The sequence below is a fragment of the Lentilitoribacter sp. JB5-8 genome, from assembly GCF_055693385.1.
Genome location: NZ_CM146332.1, coordinates 1,580,985 through 1,600,977 on the forward strand (window position 1 = coordinate 1,580,985; position 19,993 = coordinate 1,600,977).

At 43.6% G+C, this 19,993-nt stretch carries 23 protein-coding genes and 1 pseudogene; 18 read left to right on the top strand and 6 right to left on the bottom strand.

Annotated features, from left to right (window positions below):
* Nucleotides 1–2 precede the first annotated feature (2 nt).
* From ACZ1GZ_RS07535 to ACZ1GZ_RS07560, 6 genes are all read left to right on the top strand, one after another.
* Entirely contained in the window at nucleotides 3–1,601 is a 1,599-nt protein-coding gene (locus ACZ1GZ_RS07535) for a Na+/H+ antiporter subunit D (RefSeq protein ID WP_472667892.1), read from the top strand.
* Entirely contained in the window at nucleotides 1,598–2,074 is a 477-nt protein-coding gene (locus tag ACZ1GZ_RS07540; protein WP_472668256.1) for a Na+/H+ antiporter subunit E, read from the top strand. Before ACZ1GZ_RS07535 ends, ACZ1GZ_RS07540 begins: the two co-directional genes overlap by 4 nt.
* On the top strand, nucleotides 2,071–2,469 hold the full coding sequence (locus tag ACZ1GZ_RS07545; RefSeq protein ID WP_472667893.1) for a cation:proton antiporter: 399 nt from the start codon (nucleotides 2,071–2,073) through the stop codon (nucleotides 2,467–2,469). Before ACZ1GZ_RS07540 ends, ACZ1GZ_RS07545 begins: the two co-directional genes overlap by 4 nt.
* Nucleotides 2,470–2,811 (top strand): monovalent cation/H(+) antiporter subunit G, encoded by a 342-nt coding sequence (gene mnhG, locus ACZ1GZ_RS07550; RefSeq protein ID WP_472667894.1) that lies wholly within the window; start codon nucleotides 2,470–2,472, stop codon nucleotides 2,809–2,811.
* Between the two features lie 249 nt (nucleotides 2,812–3,060).
* Complete coding sequence (locus ACZ1GZ_RS07555; RefSeq protein ID WP_472667895.1) at nucleotides 3,061–3,477, top strand: Ros/MucR family transcriptional regulator; 417 nt, start codon at nucleotides 3,061–3,063, stop codon at nucleotides 3,475–3,477.
* A gap of 129 nt (nucleotides 3,478–3,606) precedes the next feature.
* Nucleotides 3,607–4,011 (top strand): helix-turn-helix domain-containing protein, encoded by a 405-nt coding sequence (locus tag ACZ1GZ_RS07560; RefSeq protein ID WP_472667896.1) that lies wholly within the window; start codon nucleotides 3,607–3,609, stop codon nucleotides 4,009–4,011.
* On the opposite strand, the gene ACZ1GZ_RS07565 is transcribed toward ACZ1GZ_RS07560, so the two are convergent.
* On the bottom strand, nucleotides 4,012–4,431 hold the full coding sequence (locus tag ACZ1GZ_RS07565) for a SufE family protein (RefSeq protein WP_472667897.1): 420 nt from the start codon (nucleotides 4,429–4,431) through the stop codon (nucleotides 4,012–4,014). It abuts the gene before it with no gap.
* Between the two features lie 155 nt (nucleotides 4,432–4,586).
* Nucleotides 4,587–4,970, bottom strand: coding sequence for a DUF5330 domain-containing protein (locus ACZ1GZ_RS07570; protein WP_472667898.1), 384 nt, complete (start codon nucleotides 4,968–4,970; stop codon nucleotides 4,587–4,589).
* Between the two features lie 308 nt (nucleotides 4,971–5,278).
* On the opposite strand from ACZ1GZ_RS07570, the gene ACZ1GZ_RS07575 reads away from it, so the two are divergent.
* The 3 genes from ACZ1GZ_RS07575 to ACZ1GZ_RS07585 all read left to right on the top strand — a co-directional run bounded on the left by ACZ1GZ_RS07575 (nucleotide 5,279) and on the right by ACZ1GZ_RS07585 (nucleotide 8,384).
* Nucleotides 5,279–7,135, top strand: a complete 1,857-nt coding sequence (locus ACZ1GZ_RS07575; RefSeq protein WP_472667899.1) for a sensor histidine kinase — start codon at nucleotides 5,279–5,281, stop codon at nucleotides 7,133–7,135.
* Nucleotides 7,125–7,973, top strand: coding sequence for a peptidoglycan-binding domain-containing protein (locus tag ACZ1GZ_RS07580; RefSeq protein ID WP_472667900.1), 849 nt, complete (start codon nucleotides 7,125–7,127; stop codon nucleotides 7,971–7,973). The genes ACZ1GZ_RS07575 and ACZ1GZ_RS07580 overlap by 11 nt, the downstream gene beginning before the upstream one ends.
* Before the next feature lie 66 nt (nucleotides 7,974–8,039).
* Nucleotides 8,040–8,384: a DUF1491 family protein gene (locus ACZ1GZ_RS07585; RefSeq protein ID WP_472667901.1), complete on the top strand. Its 345-nt coding sequence runs from the start codon at nucleotides 8,040–8,042 to the stop codon at nucleotides 8,382–8,384.
* A gap of 44 nt (nucleotides 8,385–8,428) precedes the next feature.
* On the opposite strand, the gene ACZ1GZ_RS07590 is transcribed toward ACZ1GZ_RS07585, so the two are convergent.
* Nucleotides 8,429–10,012, bottom strand: coding sequence for a hypothetical protein (locus tag ACZ1GZ_RS07590; RefSeq protein ID WP_472667902.1), 1,584 nt, complete (start codon nucleotides 10,010–10,012; stop codon nucleotides 8,429–8,431).
* A gap of 251 nt (nucleotides 10,013–10,263) precedes the next feature.
* Here ACZ1GZ_RS07590 and ACZ1GZ_RS07595 point away from each other — a divergent pair, with 251 nt between their 5' ends.
* Complete coding sequence (locus ACZ1GZ_RS07595) at nucleotides 10,264–10,452, top strand: hypothetical protein (protein ID WP_472667903.1); 189 nt, start codon at nucleotides 10,264–10,266, stop codon at nucleotides 10,450–10,452.
* A gap of 46 nt (nucleotides 10,453–10,498) precedes the next feature.
* Here the strand turns inward: ACZ1GZ_RS07595 and ACZ1GZ_RS07600 are convergent, their stop codons facing one another.
* Genes ACZ1GZ_RS07600 through ACZ1GZ_RS07610 form a run of 3 tightly spaced genes read right to left on the bottom strand, consistent with a single transcriptional unit; the run spans nucleotide 10,499 to nucleotide 13,797 of the window.
* Nucleotides 10,499–11,038 carry a DUF1254 domain-containing protein gene (locus ACZ1GZ_RS07600; protein ID WP_472667904.1) on the bottom strand — a complete coding sequence of 180 codons (540 nt, stop codon included), beginning with the start codon at nucleotides 11,036–11,038 and terminating at the stop codon, nucleotides 10,499–10,501.
* Entirely contained in the window at nucleotides 11,038–11,619 is a 582-nt protein-coding gene (locus ACZ1GZ_RS07605; protein WP_472667905.1) for a DUF1214 domain-containing protein, read from the bottom strand. The genes ACZ1GZ_RS07600 and ACZ1GZ_RS07605 overlap by 1 nt, the downstream gene beginning before the upstream one ends.
* A gap of 21 nt (nucleotides 11,620–11,640) precedes the next feature.
* A complete protein-coding gene (locus ACZ1GZ_RS07610) occupies nucleotides 11,641–13,797 on the bottom strand; it encodes a transglycosylase domain-containing protein (protein WP_472667906.1) in 2,157 nt (718 codons plus the stop codon).
* Nucleotides 13,798–14,051: 254 nt separating this feature from the next.
* Here ACZ1GZ_RS07610 and ACZ1GZ_RS07615 point away from each other — a divergent pair, with 254 nt between their 5' ends.
* The 8 genes and pseudogenes from ACZ1GZ_RS07615 to ACZ1GZ_RS07650 all read left to right on the top strand — a co-directional run bounded on the left by ACZ1GZ_RS07615 (nucleotide 14,052) and on the right by ACZ1GZ_RS07650 (nucleotide 19,966).
* Nucleotides 14,052–14,516 carry a YcgN family cysteine cluster protein gene (locus ACZ1GZ_RS07615; protein WP_472667907.1) on the top strand — a complete coding sequence of 155 codons (465 nt, stop codon included), beginning with the start codon at nucleotides 14,052–14,054 and terminating at the stop codon, nucleotides 14,514–14,516.
* 155 nt (nucleotides 14,517–14,671) lie between these two features.
* The gene (locus ACZ1GZ_RS07620) at nucleotides 14,672–14,947 is read left to right on the top strand and encodes a hypothetical protein (protein WP_472667908.1); all 276 of its coding nucleotides are present in this window, start codon (nucleotides 14,672–14,674) and stop codon (nucleotides 14,945–14,947) included.
* Nucleotides 14,948–14,963: 16 nt separating this feature from the next.
* Nucleotides 14,964–15,311, top strand: a pseudogene (locus tag ACZ1GZ_RS07625) (ATP-binding protein); the annotation flags it as partial.
* Nucleotides 15,295–15,645 (top strand): toxin-activating lysine-acyltransferase, encoded by a 351-nt coding sequence (locus tag ACZ1GZ_RS07630; RefSeq protein WP_472667909.1) that lies wholly within the window; start codon nucleotides 15,295–15,297, stop codon nucleotides 15,643–15,645. The pseudogene ACZ1GZ_RS07625 and the gene ACZ1GZ_RS07630, both read left to right, overlap by 17 nt.
* Nucleotides 15,646–15,726: 81 nt before the next feature.
* The gene (locus ACZ1GZ_RS07635) at nucleotides 15,727–16,611 is read left to right on the top strand and encodes a hypothetical protein (protein ID WP_472667910.1); all 885 of its coding nucleotides are present in this window, start codon (nucleotides 15,727–15,729) and stop codon (nucleotides 16,609–16,611) included.
* 938 nt (nucleotides 16,612–17,549) lie between these two features.
* Nucleotides 17,550–17,786: a hypothetical protein gene (locus ACZ1GZ_RS07640; protein WP_472667911.1), complete on the top strand. Its 237-nt coding sequence runs from the start codon at nucleotides 17,550–17,552 to the stop codon at nucleotides 17,784–17,786.
* Nucleotides 17,787–17,832: 46 nt separating this feature from the next.
* The gene (locus ACZ1GZ_RS07645) at nucleotides 17,833–18,516 is read left to right on the top strand and encodes a response regulator transcription factor (protein WP_472667912.1); all 684 of its coding nucleotides are present in this window, start codon (nucleotides 17,833–17,835) and stop codon (nucleotides 18,514–18,516) included.
* 79 nt (nucleotides 18,517–18,595) lie between these two features.
* Complete coding sequence (locus tag ACZ1GZ_RS07650) at nucleotides 18,596–19,966, top strand: ATP-binding protein (protein WP_472668257.1); 1,371 nt, start codon at nucleotides 18,596–18,598, stop codon at nucleotides 19,964–19,966.
* The last annotated feature ends 27 nt before the right edge of the window (nucleotides 19,967–19,993 follow it).

Below are 19,993 nucleotides of genomic sequence, written 5' to 3' on the forward strand. Positions count from 1 at the left end.
AAATGGCCGGTAGTAGCGAAGCTCAAATTGATTTAACGCCTGCAATGAACTTAGAACCTGTTCCATTGCTCGACTGGCTGATTGTTGCGCCAGTTGCTTGGTGTATCTTAGTTGGCACCATTTTATTGATGGTGCGCAAAAACACTGCGCAACACCATTTTATTGCAATTCCAGCGATGGGCGTTCAGGTTCTCATTACTGGAGCTTTATTGGCTCAGATCGTGATGAATGGCCCAACAACAATGGTCATGGGCAGATGGTTGCCGCCATTTGGTATCGCATTCACCGTCGATATTTTAGGTGCGGTTCTTGCATTTGTTGCCGCTGTTGTCGCGCTCGCATGTACAATTTACGGGGTGAGGGACGTTAATTCCTCTGGCCGCAGATACGGTTTTTACTCATTCTTCTTTCTGTTAATGGCAGGTGTAAGTGGCGCGTTTCTAACCGGTGATATCTTCAACCTTTATGTTTGGTTTGAAGTGTTGCTCATCGCTTCATTTGGGTTGCTCATTTTGGGATCCGAGAAGGGCCAGCTTGATGGTGCAACCAAATATGCGTTCTTAAACCTCGTTGCGACCACGCTTTTCTTGATCGCAACAGCCTATCTCTATGGTATCTTTGGCACGCTGAATATGGCGGATATCGCGCTTAAGATCGCGCAAAGTGATGGCACACTGCCGCTTAACACAGTTGCCGGATTATTTGTTCTTGCCTTTATCATGAAAGCTGCCGCATTCCCGGTTAATTTCTGGTTGCCAGCATCTTATCACACCCCGCGTGTTGTTATTTCAGCGCTCTTTGCTGGCCTGCTAACAAAAGTGGGTGTTTATGCGATCCTTCGTGTATACACGATGCTGTTTTCACTGCAGCGTGAAGCGCTTGAGCCAACGGTCAATATTGATGCCTTGTCATTTGCGGTTGCAATCGTCGCCTGTTTAACAATGCTTTTGGGTGCAATTGGTGCGCTCGCACAAACAAATGTTCGCCGTCTATTGGGTTTCTTGGTTGTGTCTGGAATTGGCGTCATGCTCATGGGTGTTGCGATTGGTACAGAGGCGGCTCTTGGTGGCACAGTGTTTTATGCGCTTCATTCAATCTTAGTTATGACAGCATTATATATCGCAGCCGGTATGGCCGCAAAAATGTGTGGTGGTGCAGAAGATATGACAAAAATTCGCGGTATCTACCAAAAGAATACACTATTGGCCGCGATTACCTTGATGCTGTTTTTCGCGGTCGCTGGTTTGCCACCATTCTCGGGGTTTTGGCCGAAATTGATGTTGGTGAAAGCTTCAATTGAAGGCGCGCCATGGTGGGCACCATTCTCTATCCTTCTCACAGGGTTCCTCACAACCATTGCAGTTGGTCGGGTTTGGGCGTTGTCCTATTGGAAACCTGCTGATGAAGGATCGGAAGATAAAAATGAGAAAACTGCGCTTGCCGCATCAGATCTTGTCCCTCTCTTAGGTTTAACAATTATTGTCGTTGGTGTTGGCTTGTCCCCACAAACTGTGTTTGAATTGGCCTATGAAGCTGCACAACAATTGGTAAATCCAACCGCCTATATTGAATCGGTCTTTGGAAGCGAGGTCGTCGAATAATGTTATTTATCTTCAACGTACTTCTCACATTAGCCTGGGCGACGTTTACTGGCTCATTCTCAGCGCTAAATTTATTGTTCGGATTTGTGCTATCAATTTTCGCGCTTTGGATCATTCGGGGCGAGGTGGGGACCTTTGGTTATTTCTCACGCTCCCGCCGGATTATCTCGCTCATCCTGTTGTTTTTGTATGAATTGGTCATGTCCGCATGGCGCGTTGCAGTTTTGGTCATGTCACCTAAATTGGACATTAAGCCTGGGATATTTGCGTTTCCCCTTACTGTTCAAAACGATATGCAGATAACGATCCTTGCAAATATGATCACGCTGACACCCGGGACTTTGTCGGTCGATGTGTCAGATGATAAAAAATATATCTATGTGCATGCCATTGATGCATCAGATCCTGAGGCTGCGCGTCGTGATATTGCCGAAGGATTTGAGAAGAAGATCATGGAGGCATCGCAGCCATGAGTGCTCAAAACGTATTAGACACAAGCATCACCATTGCATTGGTTCTTCTGAGCCTTGCATTTTTGTTGACGATTTTCCGAATAGTCAAAGGTCCAACACTTCCAGACAGAATTTTGGGTCTGGATATGTTGGTTGGCGCTGCGATCGGCTACATTGCTGTTATTGGCGTTAAGACGGGCTATACGCTTTATGTTGATATTGCCATCGCTCTTGGATTGGTTGGTTTCTTAGCGACGGTTGCATTTGCGCGGTTTATTCTAGTTCGCGGACAAGCAGATGAAGGTGGAACCGAGGATGGACATGAAGCGGACCCTGATGCGGTTATCGATCAAAAGATTGGCGAACTGGGTGCAAATATCCCGTCAGCCGATGGCGAAGAAAAACAGGGGTCGTAAATGGAAGATCTAGGAACATATGTCGTTTCATTTTTGATCATTGTTGGCGCGTTTTTTGCGCTGGTCGCATCTGTGGGTTTATTGCGCTTGCCGGATGTTTATTCACGCATGCACGCAGCTTCTAAAGCCGGTACTTTAGGCTCAGGATTAATGCTCATAGCCTTGGCAATTTATTCTGATGATTTGGCAACCATCACGCGGGCACTCATTGGTGTGGTATTTTTTCTACTAACAGCGCCCATAGCTTCGCATCTTTTAGCAAAAGCAGCCTATGCCGTCGGCTATCGTCTGAGTGACATATCAGTTATGGATGAAATGGCTAAGTCAGACGATGAAAAGTGAATAATTGGACTTATTTGCGCAAAAAAGTCTCATTATTGAACAAATAATCTGTCAAATTTTATTAAAAATCTAACAATTACTTGTTTTATCGAACAGTATGATCTAGGTATTTCTATGTATAGGTAAGATCGCCTTGCGTGATTTTTTTATCTATATATGTTATAGGTTGTAATGCCGATATGTTGTAAAACTTGGTCGCACAGATTTTTAGACATATTTTGATAGGTTCATTTTAGGTTCGGGGGAATTATGCCTGAAAATTCAAAAACTCAACAATCTAATTTTTGTGTTCAAATCACATCAGATATTGTTGCAGCTTATGTTGGAAATCACAATGTGAGCACATCAGAATTGGCGGATCTCATCCAATCAGTTCATGAAACAGTCATGGAAATTTCAGAAAACGGTATCGGATCATCAAATGGTCGCCATAAGCCTGCGATCGACATTGATCAATCTATTCACCAAGATTATCTAATATGCCTAGAAGATGGCAAACAGTTTAAATCCCTCAAGCGCCATTTAATGACCCACTATAATCTGACACCCGAAGAATATCGTGAGAAGTGGGGCCTGCCGGCGGATTACCCAATGGTCGCGCCTGCTTATGCAAAAGCGAGATCTCAACTTGCAAAACAAATGGGTCTTGGCCAAAAGCGCGCTTAAGCCACGTTATTTCCGAGCCATATATATCCTTAGCGTAAATGCTCTGATCGTCAGGTTTTGATAAACTGGACAAATTTTGATTGATTTGATATAAGAAAATATTCCTATATTTTGATCAAGTGATGAGACATGGTTGGACCACAAATTTGCCGAAAAAGGCAATCGCTTCATTCAAAACGGGTATTTGAAGCTAAGTCGTCTCAATGCAAAGATGATGATGTCTATTTTATCATAAATGAATTGGTCAAAGAGCTGTATTTTGAACTTGTTTTAAAACCTGGGCAGTCGCACCTAATGCCTAATCAACTCGCCTTCGCTGACAGGACATTTATCAAGCATCTATCTATTTACTTATGTCATGTGATGTTGGGGCATTCGATGCGTAAAATTGCAAAAGGTTTTAATCTTGATCGAACGAGTGTGTCCTATGCCTGTCGAAAGATTGAAGACAAAAGAGATGATCTGAGTTGTGAAAGTTTTATAGCGGCTTGTGAAAGGCTGATTGATATTCTTGCAATCAAACTTGAACACTAGCTAAAGAACATCACTTGCGTGTTTTTTAATGCGCGCTGCCATTGCACGTAATCCGTTTGCGCGCTGTGGGGTGAGATGCTCAACGAGACCAAGTTTTTCAAAGATCTCATTTTCATTGACATTCGCCACCTTTTTCGCAGGAACTCCCGAGAAAGCGATGAGCATTATTGCAACCAGACCACTGACGATATGTGCATCTGATGCCCCCCTAAAATGCATGATCGGGTCTGAGGCATCGCTCATATCTGGTTCTGAAACAAGCCATACCTGGCTTACGCAGCCTTGAACCTTATTTTCAGCATTCATTTCATCTTCAGCAAGTGGGGGCAGTTTCTTGCCCAGTTCGATGACGTAACGATAGCGCTCTTCCCAATCGTCGATAAACTCAAAATCATCTATAATGTCGTCTAAAGTTGCCATGCTAAATTATTCCAATGCTTTTTTATTCATATATATCGCTTGGAGATAAAAGAAACCCCCAAGGACCAATAAGTCGCAATTGGGGGTTAAATCTGAAATTAATCAGTGAGTTATATTAGACGATTGCAAATGGCATTCTACAATCTATCCTTAACTTACTCTGGAATTGAGGCGGTAGTAAGATCATCTGGTGTTTCTTCACCAAATTTACCGTCGAGATATTGATAGGCAATGCGAGCACCTTCTTTTGCTCGGGCTCCAAGCACGCCAATCGTATGGGTTCCAACTTCACAAACTTGCGGCTCTCGTTCGCAGATTGATGTTACGTCATCATAAAGTGCCCATGCAGCTGTCATGCTGCCAGCAGTTTCAAATTTTGGTCCCTCTGCCAAGCGGTCAGAACTTTCCGGATTGAAAAGCGGCAAGGCAATAAGTACCAATGAAAACCAAAATGCACCTTTAATGAGCGTCCACATAAAACCTGTCCCTGTTTGTCGTCGTTTGCGCTGTTTTTCGCGCTTGAGATCAGTTCTAATCAAAAATTCCCAATTCTAGATTGAAAACAAAATCAGCTTTTGAAGCAAATTTATTTCAAATTTTATCTATTTGTTGATTCGGGTGAATTTTAACAACGAAACTGTCGTAAAAACTCTTTCAACACACTGAAAACGGCCGATTCTTGCAAGAAATATACCACTGGTTAACCATGAAATGACTTCTTGGTTATATTTGGTGCATATCGGGCCATTTTTGCGCAAAAACTGTTTGGAAGTGTGTCGGCTTTATCCATTCCTTAACAAGAGGGTGGGATTTTAAAAGCAAGACGTTTTTTAGTTTGGGTGTTGTATTGAGTTTTCAGCCAAAAACAGGTTCAGAATTTTTAAAGGCTATATCTTCGAAGATAGAGGCGACAGCAAAGCTGTGGCTTGGTGAAAGCGATAGCTCTTCTTACAATACTGAACTTGATGTCATGAAGTTACTTATCGCATGGGCAATTGCTGCGCCTGTCATTGTATTTGTAATGGCTGTGCAATTACTCACAATACCAACAGCATTTGCATTGGCTGTCACAATATCAGGTATCTTCATGCTCAGTTGCGGCATTCTTGCCAAACGGAAAGATATCAAACTTTCTGGATTGTTAGCTGTTACAGGTGCAACAACTATATTAGCCACCTTGGTCGCGACATCTGGTTATTCAGCCATGCAAATGGCCATTTTGCTTTTAATTATCCCAACAGAAGTTCTTTTATCAACAAAACAGCGCGCGCCTGCATTTGCAGCCTTATTCTGTGTATCATTGATTGGGGTTTGCTCTATCATTCTTGCACATGCTGTTGGTCAAGGTGCTGTTCAATCTCTGTGGTTTGGTGCAAGCCATATTGCAGTACTGGCTGGATACGGCGTGATACGCGCAATCAATGTCATGGGTGAAAACCCGGAAGAAGTTATAAAACCAATTTCTGCCATTCCTAGTTTGGAAACTTCAGCAGACAAGATTTTGAAAGACTTACCCGGTTTGGTGACCTGCCATGATGCATTTGGTGATGTGATTAGCGTGCATGGTCAATCCCCTGAAATCTTGTCCGCACGCGCCAGTAATTTACTCGGCAAAGGTTTCATCAATCAGATTCATGTCTCAGATCGTATTAGTTTCATGTCAGCGGTAGACAAGCTAAGACAGGGTATTGAATGCGTCTCGATAGATCTGCGATTTGAGACTGGTTTTAATAATACTGCTTCTGATCTTCAGTTCACCCATATACAGGCGAACCTAATGGGTCAGTTCGATCAAGATCATAATTTACAAAAATTCTACATCCAATCGTTGGATGAAACAGTGCTTAGAAATACGCAACAGCTGCTTGAAGATTATAAGTGTGCAGAGCGAGATGCTGAGATCAATAAAACACGCTTTCTCGCCGGTGTTAGCCATGAGCTGCGCACACCATTGAATTCAATCATGGGCTTTGCCGATGTGCTCATCCATGAGGTCATCGCACCTCTTCCAGACGCGCGTCATAAAGAATATGTCACGCTAATTCGGGATTCCGGTGAACACTTGCTCAACGTGGTCAATACAATGCTCGATATGAGTAAGATCCAAAACGGTCAATACACGCTTTACAGTGAGCCGTTTGAGTTTTCAGATCTCTTAGATCGTACAAAGTCTATGTTGGATATTCAGGCGAGCAAGAAGAACATCGAGCTTAATTGTCGGACCCAAAAAGGCCTTCAAGAGGTTAAAGCTGATAGACGCGCCATGCAGCAGATCTTGATCAATTTGGTTGGCAATTCGATTAAGTTTACTGAAGAAAAGGGTGTTGTCACTGTAGATGCAGAATTCAAAGGTTCTGAATTTATCCTTAGGGTGAGTGATACAGGTATCGGCATTCCTGCCGATAAATTATCGCAAATTGGCCAGCCGTTCATGCAAGTCAATTCAACGTTAGCGCGTCAGTATGAGGGCACAGGATTGGGCATTTCATTAGTGAAAGGCTTAGTTGAACTGCATAACGGGCGTTTTGATATTCAGAGCGTTGAAGGTGAGGGAACTCAGATCACGATTTCAATTCCTCAATTGGAAGAACTCGATGATGAAGAACTTGCCGACCGCGCAGATGCTGTAGAAGAAGAATTAAAGACCGCCATTAAAGATGATGGCCAAGCAATATATCAAGGGGGTCGCGCACATGTCGCCTAGACGTAAACCTTCGAAAAAAACAATTGAGAAACCTAGCGTATTTGCTTCGATTATGTCGAGCGCGGGTGAGACAATTGTAAAACACCCGTCGATTGTCGGTGGGGGCACGGCGTTTGTGATCATCTTCAGCTTCATAGCTTCAAACGCGTTATATTATCAAAAAGGTTCCCATCCTGCGCCGATTTTGAACATGCGTGGACCACAATTTATTGTGTCGGGGTCAACCAGACCAAATGATGATGTACGTGTGATTAAAACTGATAATGGCGTCAAAACGTTTAAGGTTCGTCATAGTGATGATCTGCAAACCTCAAGCATTAATGTTCCGGTTCCCGCACAACCTGTGCGCCAAGAAGTTGCGCGTGTTCAAACAATCAAACCCGTTGTCGACAAAACTACGGTTGAAAACACCATTAAAGGCGATGAATTGGTTCGTAATGTTCAAACAGAACTTGCCAAACAAAAACTGTATTTAGATGTGGTTGACGGATTAACTGGGCCAAATACTTCAAAAGCTGTTCAGAGCTTTCAGGAACGTGCGGGGCTTGAGGTTGATGGAAAAATCACGCAGGCGCTTTTGACAAAGCTTGTCACTGCAAATACTCCGAAACAAATTGCGAAGGTTGAAACAAATTCCGAGCAGGCTTCTCGAGATCTTGTGCGACGTATCCAAATTGGTTTATCCCAATCTGCCTATCCTCATATTGAAGTAGATGGCATGGCAGGCAAGCAAACACGTGAGGCAATTGCGCAGTTTGAAAAGCATTATCGCTTACCTGTGACTGGACTGCCGAACCAACAGGTCCTTGATAAGCTTAAATCTATTGGTGCTTTTTAGCGTTTCATCAGCATAAGCTGTTATTTGATATCGCCTTTTTACAGACCAACACCTAAAGTGTAATCTATGCGTATTACGTCCGCGATCTTTGTTTCAAGCCTTACTCGGCGGCTCTTCGCCGACGGGCTTATGGCAGCGGTCGAGAAAAAAGGTGCTGCAGAAGCAGGTGCTATTTTTATTCGAGTCGTCAAGCGTGATCGAACGCAGATGTTGCTAAGCCCAGCGCCACAATCTTTCTTCGAGGAGAAGAGCGAATTTCATATTTTTGAAATCCGATTGGAAAACGCATCTGAAATGGACGTCAATGAAAAGCTTGAGCGCGAGAAGTCGTTTGATAGCGACATTTGGATCGTTGAGATCGAAACTGATACACCCGAAACCTATATAGAAATTTCATCTGACGAGGGATGATGCAACATTCCCGTTCTTATTAAGAACAGGAATGAAATCGCGTTTTAGTCACCAATTGCCTTAAGCCAATCCGCGTCCTGTGCATCCATCTTTTGATCTTCTGTCCACATTGGCTGATGATCATTATTGTCAGCGATTGGCGTGATATATGGAAGGTCAGCAGCTGTAAGCTTCGCATAATCGACATTTGCTTCGCTTAGATCAAGATCAACCATATGGTGCTCACGTGTGATGATATCAGCGCGGAGCCACGTGATTAAGCGATTTAGGCATTCACCATGCTGCATATTTTCCAACAGATAATCAGCGCCTTCTTTTGTACCTTCCATGATAGAGACATGTGGGAAGAATTTATTTAGCGCATTAATGCAGAGCTCTTGTGGTGCAAGGATGGCATTAAATGTAACTGCCAGTTGGTATCCTGACATGTCATCCATGATCCGTTCTGCGAGCTCAACACTTGAACCAATCGCATCAGCTAGGGCTGTTGTGAAGTATTCGCTGTGATTGTTCTCAACATGCTTTGCCATAACAGAGATGTATTTGCGATGAGCAATCTCGCCCGAGTGAATAGGCAAAGTTACCAATGGGGCTGACATTTCACCATCTTCAGCCAATTGTTGTGATTGTTTGGCAAGGATGGTGGCTTGTTCAGGTGTTAGATCACCCTGTGCAAGCTCACGAAGTGTCTGACGTAGATGCTCTTCAGCGGCAAATTGTTCATCGTTAAGCGCTTCAAGATCTTCGTCAAGTTCACCGGTTTTCGATGTAACCAAGTTTTCAAAGGCTTCAATGCCACCTGTTTTAAACTCGTTACCCAATTCCATCCAGATATCACGTTGTGGCGCTGTGTCCATATCTTCAAAGAATTCGACGTGGCCGGAACGTAGATTATTGTCCTCAATTTCAATCCATTGCTCTTCTTCAGACGCTTGGATCGCAATATTTTCTTCGAAGAATTCAACATGACCGGGACGAAGGTTATCTTCAAGTTCAATCCACTCTTCGTTTGAAGCAGTTTCACTTGTATTTTCGTTAGACTGGAGTTCAACTTCGCTGAAGAACTCTACGCGGCCGTAATTCTCCGCAGAGCCATCAATCTCGCCCACCACTTTGTGAGAGATGTTGATCCGTTTGACAGCCTCTTCATCCATGTGGATAGCCGCATCACCTACATATCCGCGCAACTGCAATGCGCGGTTAACACTGTCTTCATTAAGCGCAAGCAAGCTTTGAACCACACGTTTGTTCAATTCTTGACGTTTTGCAATGATCCGAGCATGTTCAGTGTCAGTCTTCGCAATAACATAACAAAGGATGGCATTTGTTAAAGACGGTGAGTGAGATAAAAACGGAGCAGATATTTCTAACGGTTGTAATGATAAGAATTCGCAGACATTAGCTGGAACAAACGGGCATCGCGACAACGAAGATGAGGCGCGCCGCTGAGTTTCGACAGGAGCTGCGGTAAATAGTGGGATAAAGAGTTCGCCGAATTTGCGTGATTCCGCCGGGTTTGGTTTTCGCAAGTCATCCAAACTCGCTACCAAAGCTAAAAGGATGGCTGATTTTCGCTGATCTTCGCCAGCAGATTCCAAATCTCTAAAACAATATGACATTTCACTCAAACTCTCATACTCGAACTACATTCCAGTGAAAAATCTTTGCCAAACATCAAAAAAGCAAAGAATTGTCCCCGAAATCCCTAATGTGATCAAATTTGTTTGAAATAATCTTGTCTCAAACTTGATTTTTGATCCCACTGTCTCAGATTATAGTGAAAGTGTTAGCGTTTCATTAACTATGAACCTGCTTAATAATAATAGTGTAAAAGGATGAAATTTAACCCGCGTACATCCGTCATCCAATGGAGGCGAGAATGGCAGAAATAATACGATTACTTGACTACGAACCGATCGCACGGCCCGAAGGTTTTAAACCATCTAAACCCGCCGATATCCTGTTTTTTACAGGCGTTCGTTATGAAAAAGCTCCGAAAAAGAAGAAATCTCGGAAACCAGCTAAGTCAAACAATCAAGCTCGTAAAGTCAAACACAGCGGTGCTTAATAGCTGGCGAATAATAAATAATCTGATTGGTTGATTTCAACCAATGCTAAAGACGTGCGCAAAGCGCATTAGACAAGAAGTCCTGAGCTTCAGCCAGCGAGCTTATGCTTGGCACAATAGATCGCAGCGCCACATATCCTTCAATATCGATAACTTCAATTGCAATTGTCCCTGCAATCAATTCAGGCTCCTCACTGCGCAAATTTAACAATTGTCCCTTTGTTCCCAAAATAAAATTGACCTCGCCGTTAATGGCTGACCTTGCGCTCATTGAGAAAACCTCATTTGAACCGGTATCAAAAGTTGCAAGTGTCCACATCTCAGTTGGCTGGTCTGCAATGATCTGCATTGGGCCTTCATCCAATACGTAGTGGCACACAGCCGTTTGGATGAAGATATCTTCATTATAGAGGCCGCTATCATTAGGTTCATTTGCCAATGGGTAAAACTCAAACGGTTCACCGAGATTTTCCACCTTGCTCCAAGCATCAACATTTGTATTGAAGGGCAGAATGAGAATCAGCAAAATATGCAGCACTGCTGCACCCACAAATCCTGTGACAATTGCAAGGAGAAGCTTGAGCATTAAGCACAATCTCCTTTGATGATAACCGGCATTTCTAATGCGCGAATACCAGATACATTTGAAATTGGCGTGTCAATCAATGTTAGCTGCAGCTCAAAATTGGAATTTGGATCGAGTGCAAGCCAGTTTCCGGATTGCGGGTTTTGTGAGAGTTTAATTTCAATTATGCCATCGCTGTTGCGCAAAACTTTTTGTGCATTGATGGTGCTTGGTCTACCTTGCGGGATATTAAGTGGTTCATTATCTGGATGCACAGAACGCAATGTCCAAAAAAGGGCAGGCGGAACGCGGCCTCTGAGTGTATAGTCGCAATTAAATGAAAGTGGCTCTTCGTTTTGATCAACTTGCGCACGGAACACTAAGCCTTCGGCGCGACCTAGCAGTATCCTGCCATCATTTGCGCGATGAGCTCTGGCATATGGATCCGCATCTTTTGTTTGTATTTGAGGGTAGGCCACCCAATTGTTGACTTGCAAACCACCAAAACCACGCGTCGCATCAAGCGCCCATTGTGCAGAATAAATGCCACCTAAAAACATTATCACCAATGCGGTGCCGACCAAAAACGGAATTCGTAACACTGATTTCAGCCTTTCGGTGGTCTATTGGGTGACTTTGTTGACAATTGGATTTGTTTCCAATCTGGCCAAATTATCTCGTGATGTTTCAAGCACCTTAGCAAGCTCTCGAAGAGCTTGTGTTGCCTGCCGGTTCAACAAGCGTGTGCGAGAAGGAAGTGAGACTTGGCTTATCCCACCGTCAGCTTCTGCGATGAGTGGTCCAAATGTCTCCTCAGGCAGAGCATCCTGGATGCCCGGTATTGCCCGAAGCTCAATGCCCTGATGGGCATATTCCATAACTTTCTTAAATGTCATGGCAGGCAAAGAGCCACCTGTCATGCGGGCTGTTGTTGTAAAATCGTCATTACCAAACCAGACCGCTGTTGTGAAGTTACCTGTATAGCCAACAAACCATCCATCACGGTAGGACTGCGTGGTTCCTGTTTTGCCAGCAGTTTTAATACCCTCTAGTTTCGCTCTGCGACCGGTGCCCCATTCAGGTATCTGCACCATAATTTCATTCATTGCAGCAGCAGCTTCTTCGGTAAGAACACGCTTCGGATCTGGGCTGTCTTTGGTATGGTCATAAAGAACATCGCCGGAATAGTTCATCACCTGCACAATGCCGTGACGATTGGAATGCATGCCACCTGCAGGGAAAACAGCATAGCCGGTTGCCTGATCGAGCACGGTAACTTCAGATGTTCCAAGCGGCATTGTTTTCTCAGCGCGAACCGTGGATTGGATTCCCATTTCACGCGCTTTGGCAGCAATTTTATCCGTACCCAAATGATCGCGTGCTAAACGAACGGGAATGGTATTCACTGATTTTACCAAAGCACGCGTTAAGTCCATGCGACCAGAATAGCTTCTACCATAGTTTCGAGGTGACCATCCGCGCCAAGTGATTGGGCCATCGGAAATTCTCGATTGTGGGGTAAAGCCAGTTTCCATCGCAAGCGCATATACATATGGCTTGAACGAAGATCCTGGCTGACGCAATGCACTCGTGGCTCGATTAAACTGGCTACGACCGTAGTCTTGACCGCCAACCATTGCACGGACTGCACCACCATGCTCAAGAACTACGGCAGCGCCCTGACCAACACGATAACGGCGTCCGAACTCTCTTAAGCCTTGTTCAACGGCAAGTTCAGCAGCGCTTTGAAGGCCAAGATCGATTGTTGTGCGCACAACCACGGCTGTTTCATCGAAATTAACGGATAGGCGCTTTACTTCATCAAAAGCCCAATCGAGGAAGAAATCCGGACTTTCAACATCTCCCCGATCAACCACAGTTGCAGGGCTTCGACGCGCGCCGACAACCTGACCCTCTGTCATCATACCGCCTTGCACAAGGTTGGTTAAAACCTCATTTGCACGCGCGCGAGCTGCGGGTAAGTTTACATGAGGCGCATATTTTGCAGGAGCCTTGAATAAACCTGCAAGCATTGCGGATTCTGCGAGCGTGACATCGGTGATATCTTTACCGAAATAAAACTGTGCTGCAGCTGAAGCCCCAAATGTTCCACCACCCATATAGGCGCGATCAAGATAAAGCTGCAAAATCTCATTCTTCGTCAAGTTCGCTTCAAGCCAAAGAGCAAGAAATGCTTCACGGATCTTACGCTCAAGGGTACGCTCGCTGGAGAGAAAGATCAGTTTCGCCAATTGCTGGGTAAGAGTTGAACCACCTTGAACAACCGAATTAGCACGAGCATTTTCCGCCATGGCGCGGGCAAGGCCAATAAAGTCGATGCCAAAGTGTTGATAAAAGCGACGATCTTCCGTTGCTAGAACTGTTTGGATCAAATGTTCCGGTAATTGATCAACGGGTAGAGATTCTTCGCGAATGTTGCCACGATTCCCGATCTCGTTTCCGTATCGATCCAAAAACGTGACAGAGAACTCATCCTGCGCACGCCAATTGCCCTCGGTCATCTCAAATGATGGCAGCGCAAGCGCGAGTAAAAGCACGAAACCTGCTGTGCCGACATTGGCAGCTTCATCTACAATTTCAAGCAGCGCTTTTTTAAATCCAGTGACGCGAAATTTATGGGAAAAGATGGATAAGTTTTCCCAAGTTTCACCTAAATTGCGAAAAGAATGCCAAATCGTGGAATCAATCCAGCTATCAAGACGAAGAAAGAAATATTTCAGCCGCCGCATAAAACCTGGTTTTTCATTCATTTCTGACATGCATCGTCCAAAGTTAGACAGCTTTTCGGTGCGAAATGTTACGAATTTTGCCCCTATTTCGTAACTGAGCTATGGCCCCGATAAAACCGCATCTTGATATTGTTACTCGTATAACGTCAGCGTTTCAGCTTTTTGCAGTATTTTTACCAAAAGGACAAGCAAAAATCGTTACCAATTCGTCTCAATTGTGCAACAAGGGGATGAATAAGCATCGTGAACATCTGCAATCTTTAAAAATGCATGAGAGACCTGAAATGACAGACCAGCCATTTTGGCAAACAAAGTCACTTGATGAAATGACAAATGAGGAATGGGAATCACTTTGTGATGGATGTGGGCGATGCTGTTTGAATAAGTTGGAAGATTGGGAAACAGGCGAGATTGCATTTACAAATGTTGCCTGCACTTTGCTGGATGATCAAACATGTCGGTGCAAAGACTATGCGAACCGCCAACAAAAAGTGCCGGATTGTGTTCAGCTAACACCAAAAGAAGCGCGTGAATTGCCCTGGCTTCCCCCAACTTGTGCTTATAGGCTCGTTGCACAAGGGCAAGACCTCTATTGGTGGCATCCGTTAGTTTCCCAAGATGATCAAACCGTTCACCAGGCGGGTATTTCGGTGCAAAACAAGACTATTCCTGAGGATGGGATGAGCGCTGAAGACTATGAAGATCACATTGTTTATTGGCCGGGTCATGAATATATTTCCGACAAATAGGAAAAAAATCCTTGACCAAGTGCAGGTTGTTTGGTAGAAACCAAATAACATCTATAAATTGTAATTATTAATGTTGCAATCTAATTTGAATTTTCAAATTCTGATAATAAACATCAGAATTTTTCCTGTAAATCCAAACAGAAATATGCCGATTAATGACAAGTGATCATGCAGAAACACTTGTGCAGCTTAGCCATGCCCGCAAGGTATTGCAGACGCAACTAACGCATGCTGAGTTTGACGAAAAACTAACAGATAAATCGATCAACACTATTTCCCTTATAGTTAGGACACTGGAGAAAATTGATCAGTTATCTCGTGCTCTTTTAAAGGACCAACAAAACGCCGATGAGGAGTTGTCAGAAGAAGACTTTGAAAATCTCAAAGACAAAGTTGGAAAGCTCCTCAAACAAGCAAGTGAAAGGCAATAAGCTTAAGTCAATTGAAATTGAAAAGTTTTTGAAAACTCTCTCGCTCAAAGAGTTGCAGGCACTAAGTTATGATTGGAAATTATCAGCGCGACGTGAACAATTACCGCCCTTTGGCAAGTGGTTTACTTGGTTAATCTTGGGTGGTCGGGGCGCTGGAAAAACACGTGCTGGTGCCGAGTGGGTTCATGATGCTTCGAGTTCCGGTTTTTTGATGGATAAAATGTTTGGCAAACGGCTGCTTTATGGTCGAATTGCATTGGTTGCTGAGACGTTAAGTGATGCGCGAGAAGTGATGGTGGATGGCCAAAGTGGTATTTTAAATATTGCACGGCGCAACCGCCCAGTCTATGAAAGTTCGCGCCGAAATACTTCCGCCTCTCCAAAAAAGCCAGTTTAAATGTTTCATTGATCGAGAGAGTAAGCCGATGGGTATAGTAACCTGGGGTTGGCTCACGGAGCGCGTAAGAGATGATGTGCATCAATCTGGCCGCGCATTGAAGGAACTCGAATGGAACCAAGGTGGAAACCTGTTCTTTAACGATTGGATTACTGATAAAAAATGCTTCCGCACAGCCATGTCATATATGACCGGCGAGGTATTCCCCAATGAAATTGCAACAAGCATTCGTCGAACAGAAGATGGTGGCATTCGAAAAATAAACCGATGGGTTGGTAAATGCTATCGAGATGCAAAGTAGTAATTCTCGATTTCTTGTTAAGTGGTAGTCCATATCTTTCTTGTAATGTAAACAACATTAGAAAAGGTTAGGTTGTATTTTATGCGCAATTTTAAATGGTCTAAGAGGCGGATTGCTGTAGTATGTTTATTGTCATGCTTGGTTTCAATTGTAATTTTATTTTTACTTAGCAGAACTCGCGATGATCAAACCAGGGATCAGTTTTTAACTTTACTAAAAAACTACCCAAATTCGAAAATAGAAGAATCCGTTAGACATTTAAATGGTGGTGAGACTATTTGCCTTGTTGATACAAAAAATGAAGACGGCTACACTCATTCTCTGGAAAAATTTGTAAATATAATCAATCTCTTATACGGTAGTTCGATTAAAAGTCATAAGGCCGATACATTCTCGCAATGTACGGGATCGACTTCGTTCTATGTATTATTTGATGGAGAAATTGATCTGGGAGGCTTCAAAGAAGTTTTTCAAGAAATTGTAGGGTATCGTCCCACTGAATTACCTGCAATTTTTAAAGAAAAACCACGAGGTCTGGAAATGACTATTCCAGGTATGCGAGGCAGCAAGTTTGTGTATGTGAATACAGAAGTTAAGCCTGTAATTAGTAATGAAGACCCTGTAAAATCAATTATGATTGAAGAATTCTTCCATACTATTTCCGGCTTGGGCGATATTCCTAGCAACCGACTTATTTCGATTTTAGGTAAGAACTTCAATGTAGAATTTTATGATGACTGGTTCAACATAAACCCGCGTGGTTTATGCGAAATGGACTTGTTTATTCTTGAACTGGTACTTGGATCGAAAGATAAAGAGCTTGTCATTTCCAAAGAACCAATATCTTGGGTTGCAAAGAACTTTGATAAATTGAGAGATGGAGTCTCTAAAGCCAGGCCCCATTTCCGAGAATTTATGGATCCAAGGTGTACACATCAAACAGCAGCAAAGCAACAACCGCGTTGATGCAGAATATTATTTTACCCGGAAAACTGATTGATAACAAAAAAGTTGCTTTTACTTGTTGAATGGCAACCTATGGGGGTTTTATTTTTCCCGCGTTAAGGTTAAATGATTCATACTTCAACTTAACAGTAGAATCTTTTTTGTCGGTGATTTTGTGATAAGCAATGTTTTGGAGATTAGTTGTTTGGTAAATGAACTCGCGGTAGCTTCTCTGATGTTTGCAGTTTTCTCTACCGATGCAGTTAACACAATTTGGTCAAATGAAGCAAAAAAACAACTGGGAAATAATTGCATCAAAAAGGTGCATGAAGATATTCCATCTTGTGATTCTAATATATCGCTATTTCTCAATATAGGTAAAAAAATATCTGGAGTTTTTTATCATCGTTCCGTTCATCGGTTTTGTTGGTGGATAAAATCCCTGGTATTTAAGATCGTGATGGGACACATTCCTAATCAAACGATAAAACAATTTTCGTCCGAAGTAAAAAATTTGTTTCTGGGCCAGACAATTCTAAAAATCTTAAATACATCACAGCTGGATCAGGCGAGGGCGTTTTTCTTCAGATAATTGGGCAGGAGTAGAAATCCCAGAAGACGAAGATCATTTGCAGTACTTAGTCACGATATATCATGATATTGATTTGGTGCACGAGGCAGTATGTGATACCTCAACATATCTTTATGAAGACGATCAGCAGCTTCTCGACTTCGGCTATTATCCTTCCAACTTGTTATTTTCCGTTCAGCAAATTGGGGGACAAATCGCCCAAGGCATCGCTCGAAAAGTCTCAATTTCCGTATAACAGATTAACCAACCCCCTCAAAAATATGGGTTTTTACTTGAAAACCTAATCTAATTATGTTCATTCATACACCGTTCAGGAAAGTTCATGTAAAAGATGGATAACAATTTAGTTCTTTAAGGTTTTCGTCAAATGAAAATGAGTATGATCGCATCCATGTTTTTAGTTAGCGCAGTGTTTGGCGCCTCGCCATCATTAGCAGCTGACTGCTCAGCATCTGCCCAACAGGTGGTCGCGCAAACCAAAGGACAGCTGCTATCAGCTGTATCTGCAGAAAAGTCTGGCAAGAAAGTTTGCACCATCACAGTCCTTGTGAAAGGCAATTCATCACAGCGCCCTAAGAAAATGTCAGTGACAGTGCCACAATAATTGCGCTAAATTGCTGAAACAACCAATCAAAGCTCAGGGGTGACCAATGCGTGTTCTTGTTGTTGAAGATGATCCAGATTTAAATCGTCAACTTTGTGAATTGCTGGATGAACGCGGTTATGTCGTCGATAAAGCTTTTGATGGTGAAGAAGGACACTTCCTTGGCGATACCGAACCTTATGATGCTGTTATTCTCGATATTGGACTGCCAGAAATGGATGGCATTACGGTTTTAGAAAAATGGCGCCAAGAAGGGCGCGATATGCCGGTTTTAATCCTAACGGCACGTGACCGGTGGAGCGACAAAGTCGCCGGGATTGACGCTGGCGCTGATGATTATGTCACCAAACCATTTCATGTCGAAGAAGTGTTAGCAAGACTTCGCGCGCTCATTCGCCGCGCAGCAGGACACTCCACCAGCGAAATCACCTGCGGCCCACTCGTTGTTGACACAAAAGCCGCCAAAGCAACCCTCAATGGGTCTGTTTTAAAACTGACATCCCACGAATTTAGACTTGTGTCATATTTGGTCCACCATATGGGCGAAACGGTTTCTCGCACAGAACTTGTCGAACATATGTATGACCAGGATTTTGATCGTGACTCAAATACAATTGAGGTATTTGTCGGGCGTTTGCGCAAGAAGATTGCCAAGGATTATGACGGTGATTTAATCGAAACCGTCCGCGGTCTTGGATATCGCATACAGCCACCAGAATCGAAAAAGTGATCATTCGGAAATGAGTGACGACACTGCAAAAAACGATGCAGATTCCACCCAAAAACTGACACCCAAAAAAGCTGGACTGATCACGCGGCGTTCGCTAACCGGACGTGTGCTGTTTTTCGCTTCCATCTGGACGATTATTGCATTTGCAGGTGTCGCGATTATTGTTTCCACTCTCTACAAAACCCGCAGCGAACGTGCGTTTGGGGACTTGCTACGCGCGCATTTAAATACCGTGATCGAAGCTGTTTCCTTTGACGATCAGGGCAAGTTAACCGGTAGTCCTCAATTGGGGTCTCTTGTATTTTCGCAACCAGGATCCGGCTGGGTTTGGATTGTTGATCCCATAGATATAGATGGCAATCAGGAAGGCGTAAGTTTAAATTCCAGCTCTTTAGGTTTGGAAGTTCTAGCGCGACCAACTCTGCAACAAGTTCCATTTAATGCCCAATATATTCGTATCTATCCAATGAGTGACAGTCTCGATAATGCAATGCTTATTGCAGAAACTGAGGTTGAGTACGGCGATGAAGGCAAAACCGCCCGAATTCGAGTGGGTGGCAATCTCAATGTACTGGAAGAGGATGTAAGCTCTTTTATCGGGCGCTTGGCCATTTCGCTTTTGGTTGCAGCTGTTGGAACTCTGCTTATCAATATGCTGGTGATTTTATATGGTCTTAAACCGCTTGATCACGTTCGCTCCTCACTTGAGCAGATTAGAAATGGGGATGCAGACAGATTATCAGGTGATTTTCCCAATGAGATTGCGCCACTTGCAGACGAAGTGAATGCATTGATAGACAGCAATAAACGGGTTGTTGAACGCGCGCGCATGCAAGTCGGCAATCTAGCGCACTCGCTTAAAACACCAATTGCTGTCATGCTCAATGAGGCACGCGGACTTCCCAAAGCACAAAGCGAACTTGTTAAGAACCAAGTCGGAATGATGCAGAACCAAGTGCAAACCTATCTTGATCGCGCACGAATTTCAGCCCAGCGTGGCTCGGTTCTAGCGCGCACAGATGTTATGCCCTCGCTTGAGAGATTATTGCGTGTGATGAACAAACTTAATCCGCAAGTCGAATTCTCGCTAGATAAAAAGGCCAAAACCTCATTGATTGCGCTTGAGGGGCAAGACTTTGAAGAAGTCATGGGCAATTTAATCGAAAATGCGGCAAGATTTGCCAGTGAGAAAGTAGTGGTATCGATAGATGATTTTGACAAGGACACCTTGTCGGTCACCGTTTCTGATGATGGTAAAGGTTTATCCGATGATGAAAAGAAGAAAGCACTTAAGCGTGGTGCACGTTTAGATGAGAGCAAGCCTGGTAGTGGTTTGGGGCTTTCCATTGTTGGCGAGATTGCCCAAGAATATGAAGGAAAATTTGTCCTGCTTGATGCCGATATTGGCGGCCTTGCCGCACAACTCCAATTGCCAAAGGCTGCATCATGACATGCAGGGGTGGAAAATTTTATATGA